Consider the following 15,466-nt stretch of genomic DNA (forward strand, 5'->3'; position numbering starts at 1 on the left):
GCACCCGCTTAAGGCAATCGGGACGTCAGCGTGCCGGGATGCTTGCGCACCAGCGACCACGGCAGCAAGCTCCAGCCGGGGTCGTCGCAAGCGCGCTCCACCCTCGGGAAATAAGCCCCGATCTGCACGCCTTCCGGCGTCAAATACCAGCTAGCGGGATTCCAGTTCTCTACGTCTCGATAGTCGCAATCACTGCCATCCTCCCCTTCCATCTCGTTCGGATACAGTTCGCCGAAGGTCCTCACCAGCCAAGGTCGCAGCACCTTGCTTTCATAGCTGGCATCCCGCAATTTCCCTTTGGCATCCCGAGCATCCTGAGGCTTGCCGCGACCCAGCCACAGCACATCCTCAAGCTGCATATCTCGTCCGCTGGCCACCTCCAGATTCAACGTGGAGTTGCTGAAATCGGGGTGCGCCCCGCCGCAGAAATAGCTGGTTTCCACACTCATGCTTAACACGCTTGGCGTCAACAAGTGCGGGATCACTTCTTGCGTATATTCGGCCATCCCTCTACCGCGATCATTAGCCTCACAATCAAATGACGCGGCTACCGCGCGCCACTGCCACTGCTCCAGCGCCTGGTTCAACCGGGCCATCGTCGCTCCAGGGTATCCGCTGGCAAGCCGAAACCAGCGAACTCTACTTTCGGGTTCTACCCACCACGCCAAGCGATATCCCTGGAAAACCTTCACCCCCGCCGGTTTCAAGCGCAATCCCGCCACGCGGGCGTGATTGTAGGCGCTTAGTCCATCAGCGCCTTCTTCCGCGCCGTAGCCAGATTCTTTGGATTTAGCCAGCAAACTCAGCTTGACCGGCAGCCCGCGCTTGGCTTTCGGCCCGCGCCATTCGCCTACCCAGCCTGCGCCCTCGGGACGCAAGACCAGATCGACCCGGCTCTCGTCATAGCCAAGGTTCTCGCCCAGACGCAGCGCCCCCTGCTTGTCCCGCTTGCCCGTCAGTGCGATATCGCTGTGGTATTTGCGATAGAAATAGCGGCCATCCACCGTGCCGTCATCGTTTACGCTCCATTCCATCACCACCGGCGCGCCGCCCACCTCGCCCTGCCACACATCGGCATGCGCCTGCAGCGCCATCATTCCGCCGACAAGCGCACCCACCGCTTTCCACGCCGTCATGCCTTCCCTTTCATTCAAAAAAACAGCGCCGCCCCCCGCAAGGGAACCGGCGCTGATTGGGTCAAGGCTAAGCTTGCTTACAGCTTGCCTTCCACCTTCTTGTTGCGCATCAGGCACAGCATGTCACAGGCGATGTGGGCGGCGGCGATGGCGGTGATTTCGCTCTGGTCATAGCTTGGCGCCACTTCCACCACGTCCATGCCGACGATGTTCAGATCGCCCAGATTGCGGATGATCTTCAGCGCCTGCGCGGTGCTCAGGCCGCCCGGCACCGGCGTGCCGGTGCCGGGCGCGGCGGACGGGTCCAGGCAGTCGATGTCGAAGGTCACATAGACCGGCGCATCGCCTATGGTCTTCTTGATCTCGGCGATGGTGGCGTCCACGCCGTTGTCGTGCACCCACGGCGCGCCCAGCACGTTCAGGCCCATGAAGTCGTCGTTCCAGGTGCGGATGCCCACTTGCACCGATTTTTTCGGATCGATCAGGCCTTCCTTCACCGCCTTGTAGAACATGGTGCCATGGTTCAGGCTGTCCGGGCTGTCGTCCGGCCAGGTGTCGCAGTGGGCGTCGAAGTGCAGCAGCGCCAGCGGCTTGCCGTACTTCTCGGCGTGCGCGATCAGCAGCGGGTAGGTGACGAAGTGGTCGCCGCCGAAGGTCAGCATCTTGGCGCCGGAGGCCAGGATGGTGCTGGCGTGTTCGATGATGGACGGCTTGATGGTCAGCGGATTGTGCGCGTCGAACCAGCAGTCGCCATAATCGACCACGGCCAGGTCCTCGAACGGATCGAAGCCCCACGGGTAGGGCTTCAGCTCGGCCAGCTGCACGCTGGCGGCGCGGATGGCTTGCGGCCCCATGCGCGCGCCGGAACGGAAGGTGACAGACAGGTCCAGCGGAATGCCGGACACCACCACGTCCACGCCTTCCAGATTGCGCGTGTAGTTGCGGCGCATGAAGGACAGCACGCCGGCGTAGGTGTTTTCGATGGAGGAGCCGTACAGGCCCTGACGGCGGATGGCGCCGTCGCCGTAGATCATTTCATCACTCATGCCACTCTCCAGGCGAGAGTACGCTGCCTGCGGCCAAGATATTGATTCCGCATGATTTTCGCAGCGATTGCCGTCCATCTTGCACAGCCGACGGCTTGAGGCTGCCGCGCCCCGTGGCGCGGAAAACCCGAAGTGTGCCGCGATGGCGCGCTTCGTTCAAGTAAAGACTAGACGACGATGCCCGCTCTGCGCGCCGCGCCGCGGCTGCGCCACCAGCGCCAGCGCAACTTGACGTCGTACCAGGCGGGCCTGAGCCCCAGCAGGAACAGGAACAGCGCCAAGGGCAAGGTAAAGCCGAAACCCAGGTGCTTGAAGCCCAGCGCGCCGACCACGCCGCCGACGAAGAAGGCCAGCAGGATCAACACATAGACGCGGAATTTCTTGCGATTGGAGCGGATGGCCGCCACGCGCGGATTCGCCTGCCGGTTGAAATAGCTCATCTTGGCCAGCTCGATGCCGATGTCGGTGGCGATGCCGGTCATATGCGTGCTGCGCAGCAGGCCGCCGGACAGCTTGGTGACGATGGTGTTGTGCATGCCCATGATGAAGCACAGCAACATCACCGTCGGCGGCGTGAACAGGCCCTTGTGCAGCGACAGCCCCGCGCCCAGCAGGCCGAACAACAGCAGCAACAAAGCCTCCTCCATCATCGACACCCCGTAGCCGCCGCGCAGCCGCTGCCGCCGCGCCCACAGGATCAGCCAGGTGCTGTGCATGGCGCCGCCGATGAAGCAGCACAGCATGACCAACAGCGACAAGGCCAGGCGGATCTCGCCGGTGGCCCAGGCGTCGGCCATGCCGGAGACGATGCCGGACACATGCGAGGTATAGCGGTGCACGGCCAGAAAGCCGCCGGCGTTGAGGGCGCCGGCGATGAAGGCCATGGACCAGCCCAGCTGGCGCAATACCTTGTCGTTGAAGCGGCCGCGGTCTAGCAGCCGCGTGATGTGGAAATGTCTGGCCATGGGTCTGAATAAGCAAAACGGCGACCTGTCGTCGCCGCTTCGATATTGCGCCGCAGCATGCCGCCTTGGCAAGCCGTCGGATCAAACTTTGCCCGAAAAGCGCTGCGCTCAGCAGCCCTTCAGCGCGATGCCCGGCGTCAGCCGCTTCTGCAGCGCCTTCAGATGCTCGGCCTGCGCCGCGTCCAGGTCCTTGAAGGTCAACGTGCTCATCTTGGCCGGCTCGCTCTTGGACTTGATCACCGCCTTGTCGTAGCCGGCCGCCTTCAGCCGCGCCGCCAAGGTCTTGGCGGCCTCTTCCCGGCCGAACAGGCCCAGCGACAGATTGCCTTTGAACTCGTCGCCGCTGACGATGTAATTGTCGAAGCCTTTGTCTTTCAGCTCGGCTGACAGCGTCTTGGTCTCGGACTGCGTGGCCAACGGCGGGTAGTACACCCAGAACTTGCCGGAGCCCTTGTTCTCTACCTGGCTGTCTTCCTGCAGCTGGCCGGACTTCAGCTTCAACTGCGGCACGCCGCCCTTGACCCGCGCCAGCAGGCTGTCATTCAGCGCGCCCCAGCGGTAGCAGGCGGCCGGCTTGTCCGGCGCCGCGGCGGCTGGCTTGTCCGCAGCCTTGCCATGCGATGGCTCCGGTGCTTTCTTGTCAGCCCTATCCGCCGGTTTGTCCTGGGTTTTGGCCGCCGGCGTGGAAGCCTCGTTCTTGGCGACGGGCTTGGCCTGGCCCTTGGCTTCGCTGGCCGCGGTCTTGCCAGCCGCGGGCGCGGAGGCTGCGGCGGCCGGCGCGCTGGCCTGGACGGCGGAAGCATCGCTCTTCCAGTTGGGCGGCAGCAGTTTCACCAGACCAGGACTCACCTCCTGGGCATGGATGTCCATGGGCGGACGCTGCTTCAGCGCGCCATACATGGCTACCAACAGGTTGAGCACTACCACCAGCGCCACAAGCCACTTCATCACGAGTTCGCCACTTTCAATAGTCCGATCAGCACCAGATTATCCACGATCTGCAACGGCGCCGCGAGCCAAGGCGCGATGCGCGCCGCGTCGCCGCCGGTCAGGATCACCGTGGCCGGGGCACGGCCGGTGCGAGCGGCCAGCTTGCGGCGCTGCCCTTCTATCGCGCCCGCCAGCGCCGCCATTGCCCCGCTGGCCAGCGCGTCCTGCGTGCCCTGCGGAAAATCCACCACCTCGCCGGCCTGCCGGTTCAGATTGGCCGTGCCCTGCGCCAGGCTTTGCAGCATCAGGCCATGGCCGGCCAGGATCAGCCCGCCCAAATAATCTCCCTCGGCCGTCAGCGCCTCCACGGTCAGCGCCGTGCCGGCGCAGGCGACGATGACATCGCCGGCGCAAACCTCGCGCGCCGCCAACACCGCCAGCCAGCGGTCGGCGCCCTGCTCCGCGGTGTTGCGATAATGGTTACACACCTCGCCGAAACGGCGGTCCGAATGCACGCGATGCAGCGGACACGGCGCGGCCGCGGCCAGCGCAGCAGCCACTTCGCCGCGCGCCACCGATGACATCCAAGCGCCCTCCAGCGGCAAACCACGCCAGACCTCGGCCAGGCCCGCCAGTTCATGGTGCTCGGCCGCGCCCTGCGCCACGCAGTGCTCGCCCTGGTAGACCGCCCATTTGACCCGGCTATTGCCGGCATCGATCAATAATTTCATCGGCGCTCCCTCAAGCTGACTTCGCCGATGTGGAAAGTCCGCATGCCCTGCGCCGTTTCCAGCTGCAGAGCGCCATTGTCCGCCACGCCGCAGGCGACGCCGTCCAGCGGCTCGCCATGCGAAAACGCCAGCCGCACCGGCGCGTTTTGGTGGGCGGACAGCCGCCACCACTCCTCGCGCAGCGGCGCGAAACCGTCGCGGTCAAAATCACGCAGCACAAGCTCCAGCTCATTGAGCAGGGCCGCCAGCACCTGGTTGCGGTCCGGCGTCAGGCCCGCCTGCGCCAGCGTGGCCACCGGCTGATCCACTTCGCCCGGGTCAGCCACATTGACGCCTATCCCTATCACCACGGCGGCCGGCCCCAGCGCGTCGCCGGACAGCTCGATCAGGATGCCAGCCAGCTTGCGGCCGTCCAGCAAAACATCGTTGGGCCACTTCAGCGCCACCGGCGCGCCCAGGGCGCGCAAGGCGCGCGCCAAGGCCACGCCCACGGCCAAAGACAGGCCGGCCAGCTCCGCGACACCGCGATTGAAGCGCCACAATAGCGAAAACGTCAGCCCCGCCCCCAGCCTCGCTTGCCAGCGCCGGCCCAGGCGGCCGCGCCCGGCAGTCTGCTGCTCGCAGGCCAAGACCAAGCCATGCAGGCCGCCGTTGCCGGCGCGCGCCATCAGCTGGCTATTGGTGGAATCGGTGCGCTCAGCCACCGCCAGGGTATACGTTTCCGCCGCCGTATCACTCAAGGCCGCGCGAACCGAGGCCACATCCAGCCAGGCAAACGGCTGGGCCAGCTTGTAGCCCTGGCCGCGCACGCTGAACACGGTCAGGCCCAGTTCGCTCTCAATGGCATGCACTGCCTGCCACACCAAGGTGCGCGAGCAACCCAGCGCCTGGGCGATGTCCTCGCCGGAATGGAAGCGTCCATCAGACAAATGGCGCAGCACCGCGAACGCGTGTTCGCTCACGCTTTTCCCTCTGCCGCGCGTATTTTGTTCAGCGTCTGGGTGGTGGAGGTATCAAACAGGAAGGGGATGGAATGGACCTGACCGCCGCGCGCCAGCGTCTCGGCGCTGCCGACGATCTTGTCCACCGCCCAGTCGCCGCCCTTGACCAAGATATCCGGCCGGACCTGCTCGATCAGCTCAGCCGGCGTGTCCGCATCAAACCAGGTCACCAGGCTGACGCTCTCCAGCGCCGCCAGGACTGCGGCTCGGTTCTGCTCGTTGTTGATCGGCCTGTCATCGCCCTTGCCCAGGCGCTTGACCGATGCATCGGTATTCAGTCCCAGCACCAAACTGGCGCCCAAGGCGCGCGCCTGGGCCAAGTAGGTCACGTGCCCACGGTGCAGGATGTCAAAACAGCCGTTGGTGAATACCAAAGGCCGCGGCAAAGCGGCTAGTTTCTCGGCCAGCTGCTCTGGCGCGCAGATCTTGTCTTCAAATGACGGCAAGGGATAGGTCATGCTTGTCCTTATTCATGCCGGCCGGCGCCGCGCAAATCGCGCGCCCATCGTCCAGCCAGCAAACAGCGCTAAGTTGCGAAGCATACCACCGTCACCGCTTGCGCCCAACACCCGCAAAACGCAAAGCCCCGGCAGGGCATCCTGTCGGGGCGGGTTGGGGTCGGCGCGCGGCGCCAATGCACAAAGCCCAGCTCGTTTGAGCTGGGCTTTGTCTTATGGGGCGTCTGGCGGTGTCCTACTTTCACATGGCGAATGCCACACTATCATCGGCGCTAAGATGTTTCACGGTCCTGTTCGGGATGGGAAGGCGTGGGACCATCTCGCTAAGGCCACCAGACATAAACTTGTACAAACTCAAGAAGCCTGAACCAGAGAGGTTCTCTGATTCTGAATATTCGGTATTCAATTGTGTCGCACACACTCTATCTCGCGTCTTGGTTCCCCAAGCCACTCAAATGATAGGATCAAGCCTCACGAGCAATTAGTATCGGTTAGCTTCACGCCTCACAGCGCTTCCACACCCGACCTATCAACGTCCTGGTCTCGAACGACTCTTCAGGGAGGTCAAGCCTCCAGGGAAGTCTCATCTTCAGGCAAGTTTCCCGCTTAGATGCTTTCAGCGGTTATCTCTTCCGAACTTAGCTACCCGGCAATGCCACTGGCGTGACAACCGGTACACCAGAGGTTCGTCCACTCCGGTCCTCTCGTACTAGGAGCAGCCCCCGTCAAACTTCCAACGCCCACTGCAGATAGGGACCAAACTGTCTCACGACGTTTTGAACCCAGCTCACGTACCACTTTAAATGGCGAACAGCCATACCCTTGGGACCGGCTACAGCCCCAGGATGTGATGAGCCGACATCGAGGTGCCAAACACCGCCGTCGATGTGAACTCTTGGGCGGTATCAGCCTGTTATCCCCGGAGTACCTTTTATCCGTTGAGCGATGGCCCTTCCATTCAGAACCACCGGATCACTATGTCCTGCTTTCGCACCTGCTCGACTTGTCGGTCTCGCAGTTAAGCTACCTTTTGCCATTGCACTATCAGCACGATTTCCGACCGTACCTAGGTAACCTTCGAACTCCTCCGTTACACTTTGGGAGGAGACCGCCCCAGTCAAACTGCCTACCATGCACTGTCCCCAATCCGGATCACGGACCAAGGTTAGAACCTCAAACACACCAGGGTGGTATTTCAAGGACGGCTCCATCAGAACTAGCGTCCTGACTTCAAAGCCTCCCACCTATCCTACACAAGTCTGTTCAAAGTCCAATGCAAAGCTACAGTAAAGGTTCACGGGGTCTTTCCGTCTAGCAGCGGGGAGATTGCATCTTCACAAACACTTCAACTTCGCTGAGTCTCAGGAGGAGACAGTGTGGCCATCGTTACGCCATTCGTGCGGGTCGGAACTTACCCGACAAGGAATTTCGCTACCTTAGGACCGTTATAGTTACGGCCGCCGTTTACCGGGGCTTCGATCAAGAGCTTGCACCCCATCACTTAACCTTCCGGCACCGGGCAGGCGTCACACCGTATACGTCCACTTTCGTGTTGGCACAGTGCTGTGTTTTTGTTAAACAGTCGCAGCCACCGATTCTCTGCGACCTGTCAAAGCTTCGTGAGCAAGTCACTACACCTCAACAGGCATACCTTCTCCCGAAGTTACGGTATCAATTTGCCGAGTTCCTTCTCCTGAGTTCTCTCAAGCGCCTTAGAATTCTCATCCTGCCCACCTGTGTCGGTTTGCGGTACGGTTCTTATGTAGCTGAAGCTTAGTGGCTTTTCCTGGAAGCGTGGTATCAGTCACTTCAGGTCCGTAGACCCTCGTTATCACTTCTCGGCCTTAAGGGGCGGCGGATTTGCCTACCACCCCAGCCTACCGGCTTGAACAGACTATTCCAACAGTCTGCTGACCTAACCTTCTCCGTCCCCACATCGCACTACATAAAAGTACGGGAATTTTAACCCGTTTCCCATCGACTACGCTTTTCAGCCTCGCCTTAGGGGCCGACTCACCCTACGCCGATGAACGTTGCGTAGGAAACCTTGGGCTTTCGGCGAGCGGGCTTTTCACCCGCTTTATCGCTACTCATGTCAGCATTCGCACTTCTGATATCTCCAGCATCCCTTACGAGACACCTTCACAGACCTACAGAACGCTCCCCTACCACGCACAGTAAACTGTGCATCCGCAGCTTCGGTTATCAGTTTGAGCCCCGTTACATCTTCCGCGCAGGACGACTCGACCAGTGAGCTATTACGCTTTCTTTAAATGATGGCTGCTTCTAAGCCAACATCCTGGCTGTCTAGGCCTTCCCACTTCGTTTACCACTTAACTGATCATTTGGGACCTTAGCTGGCGGTCTGGGTTGTTTCCCTCTTGACGATGGACGTTAGCACCCACCGTCTGTCTCCCATGCTTGCACTTTCCGGTATTCAGAGTTTGCCATGGTTTGGTAAATCGCAATGACCCCCTAGCCATAACAGTGCTTTACCCCCGGAAGTGATACATGAGGCACTACCTAAATAGTTTTCGGGGAGAACCAGCTATCTCCGAGTTTGTTTAGCCTTTCACCCCTATCCACAGCTCATCCCCTAGTTTTGCAACACTAGTGGGTTCGGACCTCCAGTGCGTGTTACCGCACCTTCATCCTGGCCATGGATAGATCACTCGGTTTCGGGTCTACGCCCAGCAACTCAATCGCCCTATTCGGACTCGGTTTCCCTACGCCTCCCCTATTCGGTTAAGCTTGCTACTGAACGTAAGTCGCTGACCCATTATACAAAAGGTACGCAGTCACGGAACAAGTCCGCTCCCACTGTTTGTATGCATCCGGTTTCAGGTTCTATTTCACTCCCCTCCCGGGGTTCTTTTCGCCTTTCCCTCACGGTACTGGTTCACTATCGGTCGATCATGAGTATTTAGCCTTGGAGGATGGTCCCCCCATCTTCAGACAGGATTTCTCGTGTCCCGCCCTACTTCTCGACTGCTTAGTTCTTGCGATGCGTTTTCGTGTACGGGGCTATCACCCACTACGGCTGGACTTTCCATTCCATTCCACTAACGCAACTCATAACACAGTCAGGCTGTTCCGCGTTCGCTCGCCACTACTTACGGAATCTCGGTTGATTTCTTTTCCTCGAGTTACTTAGATGTTTCAGTTCACTCGGTTCGCCTCCTCTGACCTATGGATTCAGTCAGGGATCTCCTTGCGGAGGGGTTTCCCCATTCGGACATCGCGGGATCAAAGCTCTATTGCCAGCTCCCCCGCGCTTTTCGCAGGCTTACACGTCCTTCATCGCCTATGATCGCCAAGGCATCCACCAGATGCACTTAGTCGCTTGACCCTATCATTTCAGTAACCTAAATTACCGCAACAACAGAGAGTGTTTGTGCGACGACTGCACCGCCCCTTTTGATATGGCGACGCAGCCTTAGATACAATCAAATACCCAAGATGACGATTTGTTGATGCACAGAATTAACTCTGCATCTTCATCTCGCCGTCTTTATATATTCGGCTTCTTCAGTTTGTTAAAGATCGGGCGTTTATACAACGCAAACAGAATCCAACTCTTCCGAATTCGATTTTGTTTGCGATGGTGGAGGATGACGGGATCGAACCGACGACCCCCTGCTTGCAAAGCAGGTGCTCTCCCAACTGAGCTAATCCCCCTCTTTTTGGGTGATGCTGCGTTGCTCAGTCGCTCATGTGCATAAGCACATGTCGCTCCTTCGCGCCTTGCCTGACCCAAAAAATACTGGTGGGTCTGGTAGGACTCGAACCTACGACCCCTGCGTTATCAACACAGTGCTCTAACCAGCTGAGCTACAAACCCAGTAGTCGTTTGATACCACATCCTTTTCGATCAAAATCAAGCAGATCCAGGCGAAAGCTGACGACGTGTACATCGAGTACACGAGGAAGCTTTCAACGCAGAGCTGCGCCGATTTTCATCGAAAATGCCCTTAACTTGAATAACCGATAGGCTGTAAGTACTTGGCGATCGCCTTCTCTAGAAAGGAGGTGATCCAGCCGCAGGTTCCCCTACGGCTACCTTGTTACGACTTCACCCCAGTCATGAATCCCACCGTGGTAAGCGGCCTCCTTGCGGTTAGCCTACCCACTTCTGGTGAAACTCACTCCCATGGTGTGACGGGCGGTGTGTACAAGACCCGGGAACGTATTCACCGCAGCATGCTGATCTGCGATTACTAGCGATTCCGACTTCACGCACTCGAGTTGCAGAGTGCGATCCGGACTACGATCGGTTTTCTGAGATTAGCTCCACCTCGCGGCTTGGCAACCCTCTGTACCGACCATTGTATGACGTGTGAAGCCCTGCCCATAAGGGCCATGAGGACTTGACGTCATCCCCACCTTCCTCCGGTTTGTCACCGGCAGTCTCATTAGAGTGCCCAACTGAATGATGGCAACTAATGACAAGGGTTGCGCTCGTTGCGGGACTTAACCCAACATCTCACGACACGAGCTGACGACAGCCATGCAGCACCTGTGTTACGGCTCCCTTTCGGGCACCAAGATATCTCTACCAAGTTCCGTACATGTCAAGAGCAGGTAAGGTTTTTCGCGTTGCATCGAATTAATCCACATCATCCACCGCTTGTGCGGGTCCCCGTCAATTCCTTTGAGTTTTAACCTTGCGGCCGTACTCCCCAGGCGGTCAACTTCACGCGTTAGCTACGCTACCAAGGATTCAAACCCCCAACAGCTAGTTGACATCGTTTAGGGCGTGGACTACCAGGGTATCTAATCCTGTTTGCTCCCCACGCTTTCGTGCATGAGCGTCAGTGTCATCCCAGGGGGCTGCCTTCGCCATCGGTATTCCTCCACATCTCTACGCATTTCACTGCTACACGTGGAATTCTACCCCCCTCTGACGCACTCTAGTCGTGCAGTCTCCAATGCCGTTCCCAGGTTAAGCCCGGGGCTTTCACATCAGACTTGCACAACCGCCTGCGCACGCTTTACGCCCAGTAATTCCGATTAACGCTTGCACCCTACGTATTACCGCGGCTGCTGGCACGTAGTTAGCCGGTGCTTATTCTTCAGGTACTGTCATCCCCCAGCGGTATTAGCGCTAGGGATTTCCTCCCTGACAAAAGTCCTTTACAACCCGAAGGCCTTCTTCAGACACGCGGCATGGCTGGATCAGGCTTGCGCCCATTGTCCAAAATTCCCCACTGCTGCCTCCCGTAGGAGTCTGGGCCGTGTCTCAGTCCCAGTGTGGCGGATCATCCTCTCAGACCCGCTACTGATCGTCGCCTTGGTGAGCTCTTACCTCACCAACTAGCTAATCAGACATCGGCTGCTCGTATAACGCGAGGTCTTTCGATCCCCCGCTTTCCCCCTCAGGGCGTATGCGGTATTAATCCGGCTTTCGCCGAGCTATCCCCCATTACACGGTACATTCCGATGCATTACTCACCCGTTCGCCACTCGCCACCAGGAGCAAGCTCCCGTGCTGCCGTTCGACTTGCATGTGTAAAGCATGCCGCCAGCGTTCAATCTGAGCCAGGATCAAACTCTTCAGTTCAATCTCATAGCAATTTTCTGGCACGCAAGTTCAAAGAAATAAACAAGTATCTCTTGTCTCTTGCAGTGCAAGTATTTGGCTTTCACCAAGCACTTACACCTATCGGTTATTCGTTCTGTTAAAGAGCAGTGCCGGACGCCGTTTTCGTCACACCGGAAACCGTTTCGTTTCCGCCGCTTCGTTCGCTGCGTCAGCTGAGGAGACGAACTATACCTGCGCCATCACCCTCGGTCAACAGGTTTTTTGAGAAAAAGGCGATATTTCTACACAGCGAACCACAAGTCGATGATTCATAACAATTTATGAATATGAATTTTTTAATCTTTCTTTGTTCTTCCCTATGAAAGTGGCTATCCGTCACAGCATCAATCGCCACGAGAATGAAAAAAGCCCCTGTGAGCAGGGGCTTTTTTCTTAAGTCTGCCGGATTCCCAACTTATCTATAGACAGGATCAGCTGCGGTAGTCGGCATTGATGCGCACATACTCATAAGAGAAGTCGCAGGTCCATACCTTGGCGCAGGCTGCGCCACGACCCAGCTCCACTCGCACCGTGATCTCGCTCTGATTCATCACGGCCTGGCCCTGCTCTTCCTTATATGCAGGGTTGCGGCCGCCATCGCAGGCGACCAGCACGTCGTCCAGGTATAAGGAGAGGCGCTCGACGTCCAGGTCTGCCACGCCGGCATAACCGATGGCGGCCAGCAGACGCCCCAAGTTCGGGTCCGATGCGAAGAAGGCCGTCTTCACCAGCGGGGAACGGGCAATGGCGTAGGCCACGTCCTTGCACTCGGCCACCGAGCGGCCGCCGTTCACTTCCACGGTGATGAACTTGGTGGCGCCTTCGCCGTCGCGGACGATGGCCTGGGCCAGCTCAATGGCGACGTCCAGCAGCGCCTGCTTCAGCTGCTGATAAGCCGGGGATTCGGCGGAATCGATCAACTCCGCCTCGCTCTTGCCGGTGGAGATCAGGATAAAGCTGTCGTTGGTGGAGGTATCGCCATCCACCGTGATGCTATTGAAAGACTGATCCGCCACCTCCTTGACCAGTTGGTTCAACAGCGGCCGCGTGACGGCGGCGTCGGTGGCGACGAAGCCCAGCATGGTGGCCATATTCGGGTGGATCATGCCGGAGCCCTTGGCGATACCGGTAATGGTCACCAGCTTGCCGCCGATCTGCACCGAGCGGCTGGCCGCCTTGGCCAGGGTATCGGTGGTCATGATGGCCTGGGCGGCCTCGGCCCAGTCGGCTTGATGCAGCGAGGGCAGCGCGCCGATGATCTTGTCGGCCGGCAACGGCTCCAGAATCACGCCGGTGGAGAACGGCAGCACCTGCTCCAATCTCAACTGATGCTGATCGGCCACCGCCTGGCAGACGGCCAGGGCGCGATTGTGGCCATCCACGCCGGTGCCGGCGTTGGCATTGCCGGTGTTCACCACCAGCGCGCGAATCTGCACCCCAGCGGCCAGGTGCTGCTGACACAGGCGCACCGGAGCGGCGCAGAAGCGGTTGCGCGTGAACACGCCGGCCACGGTATTGCCCTTGTCCAGTTTGATCACCAGCACATCTTTGCGGCCCGGCGTCTTGATGCCGGCGGAGCCCACCAGCAATTCGACGCCGGCGATGGCCGGCAATAACTTAGCCTGGGGCGGATTCAGATTCACAGCCATGAAATTCTCCAGCATTTACAGATATGCGACAGATTGTATAAGAATTCCGCCAGCCATGGCTGGGCAAATCGTTTGGCCTATTCCTGCGCCTCGCGCAAGCAGGCCAACAAGGCCTCGCCATAGCGTGCCAGCTTCAATTCGCCCAAGCCGTAGATGCGCTGCAGGCCCGCTGGACTGTCCGGCCGCTTTTCCACCAGGTCGCGCAGCGTGCGGTCGGAGAACACCGCGTAAGCCGGCACATTGTGTTCGTCCGCCACCTGGCGGCGCCAGCGGCGCAACGCCTGCCACAGCCGCTCCTCGCGCTCGGTGCGCAGCCAGCGGTCGGCGCCGCCGCTGCCGCGCGACTTCTTCTCGTCGGCCAGCGGCCGCAGATAGATGCGCTGCTCGCCCTTCAGCAGCGGCCGGCAGGCATCGGTCAACACCAGCGACTGGCCGCGCGCGATGTCCACCTGCACCAGTTGGCGCGCCACCAGCTGACGGACGATGGAGCGCCACCCGCGCTGGTTCATGTCCTTGCCTATGCCGTAGGTGCTGAGCTGGTCATGCCCATGGTGGCTGATGCTGGCGCTCTGCCGCCCCAGCAATACATCGATGACGTGGCCGGTGGGAAAGCGCTGCCCCACTCTATAGATGCAGGACAGCAGCTTGCGCACCGCTTCGGTGGCATCGTAAGTGATCGGCGGATGCAGGCAGTTGTCGCAATGGCCGCAGGGTTGGCTCGCCTCGCCGAAGTGCGCCAGGATGTGCTGGCGGCGGCAGCCTGCGGTTTCGCAAAAAGCCAGCATCGCATCCAGCTTGGACAGCTCCACTTGCTTTTGCAGCTCGGCCATCTCGCCGCCCTCTATCATCTGCCGCAGCTGCACCACGTCGTTGAGGCCGTAACACAGCCAGCTGGCGGACGGCAGTCCGTCGCGGCCGGCGCGGCCGGACTCCTGATAGAAGTTCTCCGGGCTCTTGGGCATGTCGATGTGGGCGACGAAGCGCACGTCCGGCTTGTCGATGCCCATGCCGAAGGCCACGGTGGCCACCATCACGATGCCGTCCTCGCGCAGGAACAGCCGCTGGTTCGCCTCGCGTTCCGCGTGGCTCATGCCGGCATGGTAGGCCAGCGCCTCGATGCCGTTGTCGCGCAGCCATTGCGCGGTGTCCTCCACCCGCTTGCGCGACAGGCAGTAAACGATGCCGGTGGCGCCCTGATGCTCCTGGCGGATGAAGTCCAGCAGCTGCTTCTTGGCGTTGTGCTTCTCCACCACCTGGTAGAACAGGTTGGGCCGGTCGAAACTGGACAGAAACACCCTGGCGTCCGCCAGCTTCAGATAATGAATGATGTCGAGCCGGGTCTGCTCGTCGGCGGTGGCGGTCAGCGCGATGCGCGGCACCTGCGGAAACTGTTCGGCCAACAGGCCCAGCTGCTGGTACTCCGGCCGGAAATCATGGCCCCAGTGGCTGACGCAATGCGCCTCGTCGATGGCGAACAGCGAAATCTTCAGCCCGGCCATGAAGTCCAGGAACCGCGGCGTCAACATGCGCTCCGGCGCCACGTACAACAAATCCAGCGTGCCGGCGCGGGCCTGGCGGGCGATGTCGCGCGCCTCGTCCGGACCGGTGGCGGAGTTCAGGCAGGCCGCCGCCACGCCCAGCTCCTGCAAGGTCGCCACCTGGTCCTGCATCAGCGCGATCAGCGGCGACACCACGATGGCCACGCCGTCGCGCAGCAGCGCGGGGATTTGATAGCACAGGCTCTTGCCGCCGCCGGTGGGCATCAACACCAGCGCGTGGCCGCCATGGGCGACTTGCTCGACGATCTCCTGCTGCTGGCCGCGGAATTCCGGGTAGCCGAAAATATGATTGAGAATGGAGAGTGCGTCGTGCATGCCGGAGAAAATGTCTTGCGGGAGAAAAGCGCTATTGTACGGCAAGCGCGCCGTAGCGGACGGCCGGAAAAAAAAGTGGCCGCCTTGGGGAAGGC

General features: G+C 60.0%; 9 protein-coding genes, 2 tRNA genes and 3 rRNA genes. All 14 read right to left on the reverse strand.

The features are described from left to right. Positions 1–8 precede the first annotated feature (8 nt). Positions 9–1,136 (reverse strand): hypothetical protein, encoded by a 1,128-nt coding sequence (locus FYK34_RS16180; RefSeq protein WP_149298181.1) that lies wholly within the window; start codon positions 1,134–1,136, stop codon positions 9–11. A 77-nt stretch (positions 1,137–1,213) separates the two neighbouring features. Beyond that, positions 1,214–2,182 carry an agmatinase gene (speB, locus tag FYK34_RS16185; RefSeq protein WP_149298183.1) on the reverse strand — a complete coding sequence of 323 codons (969 nt, stop codon included), beginning with the start codon at positions 2,180–2,182 and terminating at the stop codon, positions 1,214–1,216. Between the two features lie 167 nt (positions 2,183–2,349). After that, the gene (locus tag FYK34_RS16190) at positions 2,350–3,147 is read right to left on the reverse strand and encodes a YoaK family protein (protein WP_168209773.1); all 798 of its coding nucleotides are present in this window, start codon (positions 3,145–3,147) and stop codon (positions 2,350–2,352) included. Positions 3,148–3,255: 108 nt separating this feature from the next. Continuing rightward, positions 3,256–4,095 carry an SPOR domain-containing protein gene (locus tag FYK34_RS16195; protein WP_149298187.1) on the reverse strand — a complete coding sequence of 280 codons (840 nt, stop codon included), beginning with the start codon at positions 4,093–4,095 and terminating at the stop codon, positions 3,256–3,258. Next, a complete protein-coding gene (locus FYK34_RS16200) occupies positions 4,095–4,808 on the reverse strand; it encodes a type III pantothenate kinase (protein ID WP_149298189.1) in 714 nt (237 codons plus the stop codon). Before FYK34_RS16200 ends, FYK34_RS16195 begins: the two co-directional genes overlap by 1 nt. Further along, a complete protein-coding gene (locus tag FYK34_RS16205) occupies positions 4,805–5,770 on the reverse strand; it encodes a biotin--[acetyl-CoA-carboxylase] ligase (RefSeq protein ID WP_149298191.1) in 966 nt (321 codons plus the stop codon). Before FYK34_RS16205 ends, FYK34_RS16200 begins: the two co-directional genes overlap by 4 nt. Beyond that, positions 5,767–6,267 carry a D-glycero-beta-D-manno-heptose 1-phosphate adenylyltransferase gene (rfaE2, locus tag FYK34_RS16210; RefSeq protein ID WP_149298194.1) on the reverse strand — a complete coding sequence of 167 codons (501 nt, stop codon included), beginning with the start codon at positions 6,265–6,267 and terminating at the stop codon, positions 5,767–5,769. The genes FYK34_RS16205 and rfaE2 overlap by 4 nt, the downstream gene beginning before the upstream one ends. A 222-nt stretch (positions 6,268–6,489) precedes the next feature. Further along, positions 6,490–6,604 (reverse strand): 5S ribosomal RNA (gene rrf, locus FYK34_RS16215). Between the two features lie 123 nt (positions 6,605–6,727). Beyond that, a 23S ribosomal RNA gene (locus FYK34_RS16220) occupies positions 6,728–9,616 on the reverse strand. Positions 9,617–9,869: 253 nt separating this feature from the next. Next, positions 9,870–9,945, reverse strand: a tRNA-Ala gene (locus tag FYK34_RS16225). A gap of 86 nt (positions 9,946–10,031) precedes the next feature. Beyond that, positions 10,032–10,108 (reverse strand) — tRNA-Ile (locus FYK34_RS16230). Positions 10,109–10,289: 181 nt separating this feature from the next. Then, positions 10,290–11,827: ribosomal RNA gene (locus tag FYK34_RS16235) — 16S ribosomal RNA — on the reverse strand. The 16S, 23S and 5S rRNA genes sit together here with 2 tRNA genes alongside, the layout of an rRNA operon. A gap of 452 nt (positions 11,828–12,279) precedes the next feature. Continuing rightward, positions 12,280–13,497: a bifunctional glutamate N-acetyltransferase/amino-acid acetyltransferase ArgJ gene (gene argJ, locus FYK34_RS16240; RefSeq protein ID WP_149298196.1), complete on the reverse strand. Its 1,218-nt coding sequence runs from the start codon at positions 13,495–13,497 to the stop codon at positions 12,280–12,282. 77 nt (positions 13,498–13,574) lie between these two features. Beyond that, positions 13,575–15,371 carry a DNA helicase RecQ gene (gene recQ, locus FYK34_RS16245; protein WP_149298199.1) on the reverse strand — a complete coding sequence of 599 codons (1,797 nt, stop codon included), beginning with the start codon at positions 15,369–15,371 and terminating at the stop codon, positions 13,575–13,577. Between the last annotated feature and the right edge of the window lie 95 nt (positions 15,372–15,466).

The sequence above is a fragment of the Chromobacterium paludis genome, assembly GCF_008275125.1.
Classification (GTDB): Bacteria; Pseudomonadota; Gammaproteobacteria; order Burkholderiales; family Chromobacteriaceae; genus Chromobacterium; species Chromobacterium paludis.

Excerpts from the sequence above, each read along its gene's own strand:
- argJ (WP_149298196.1), bottom strand. The coding sequence starts at position 13,497 with ATGGCTGTGAATCTGAATCCGCCCCAGGCTAAGTTATTGCCGGCCATC.
- recQ (WP_149298199.1), bottom strand. The coding sequence starts at position 15,371 with ATGCACGACGCACTCTCCATTCTCAATCATATTTTCGGCTACCCGGAA.
- FYK34_RS16195 (WP_149298187.1), bottom strand. The coding sequence starts at position 4,095 with ATGAAGTGGCTTGTGGCGCTGGTGGTAGTGCTCAACCTGTTGGTAGCC.
- FYK34_RS16200 (WP_149298189.1), bottom strand. The coding sequence starts at position 4,808 with ATGAAATTATTGATCGATGCCGGCAATAGCCGGGTCAAATGGGCGGTC.
- FYK34_RS16180 (WP_149298181.1), bottom strand. The coding sequence starts at position 1,136 with ATGACGGCGTGGAAAGCGGTGGGTGCGCTTGTCGGCGGAATGATGGCG.
- rfaE2 (WP_149298194.1), bottom strand. The coding sequence starts at position 6,267 with ATGACCTATCCCTTGCCGTCATTTGAAGACAAGATCTGCGCGCCAGAG.
- speB (WP_149298183.1), bottom strand. The coding sequence starts at position 2,182 with ATGAGTGATGAAATGATCTACGGCGACGGCGCCATCCGCCGTCAGGGC.
- FYK34_RS16190 (WP_168209773.1), bottom strand. The coding sequence starts at position 3,147 with ATGGCCAGACATTTCCACATCACGCGGCTGCTAGACCGCGGCCGCTTC.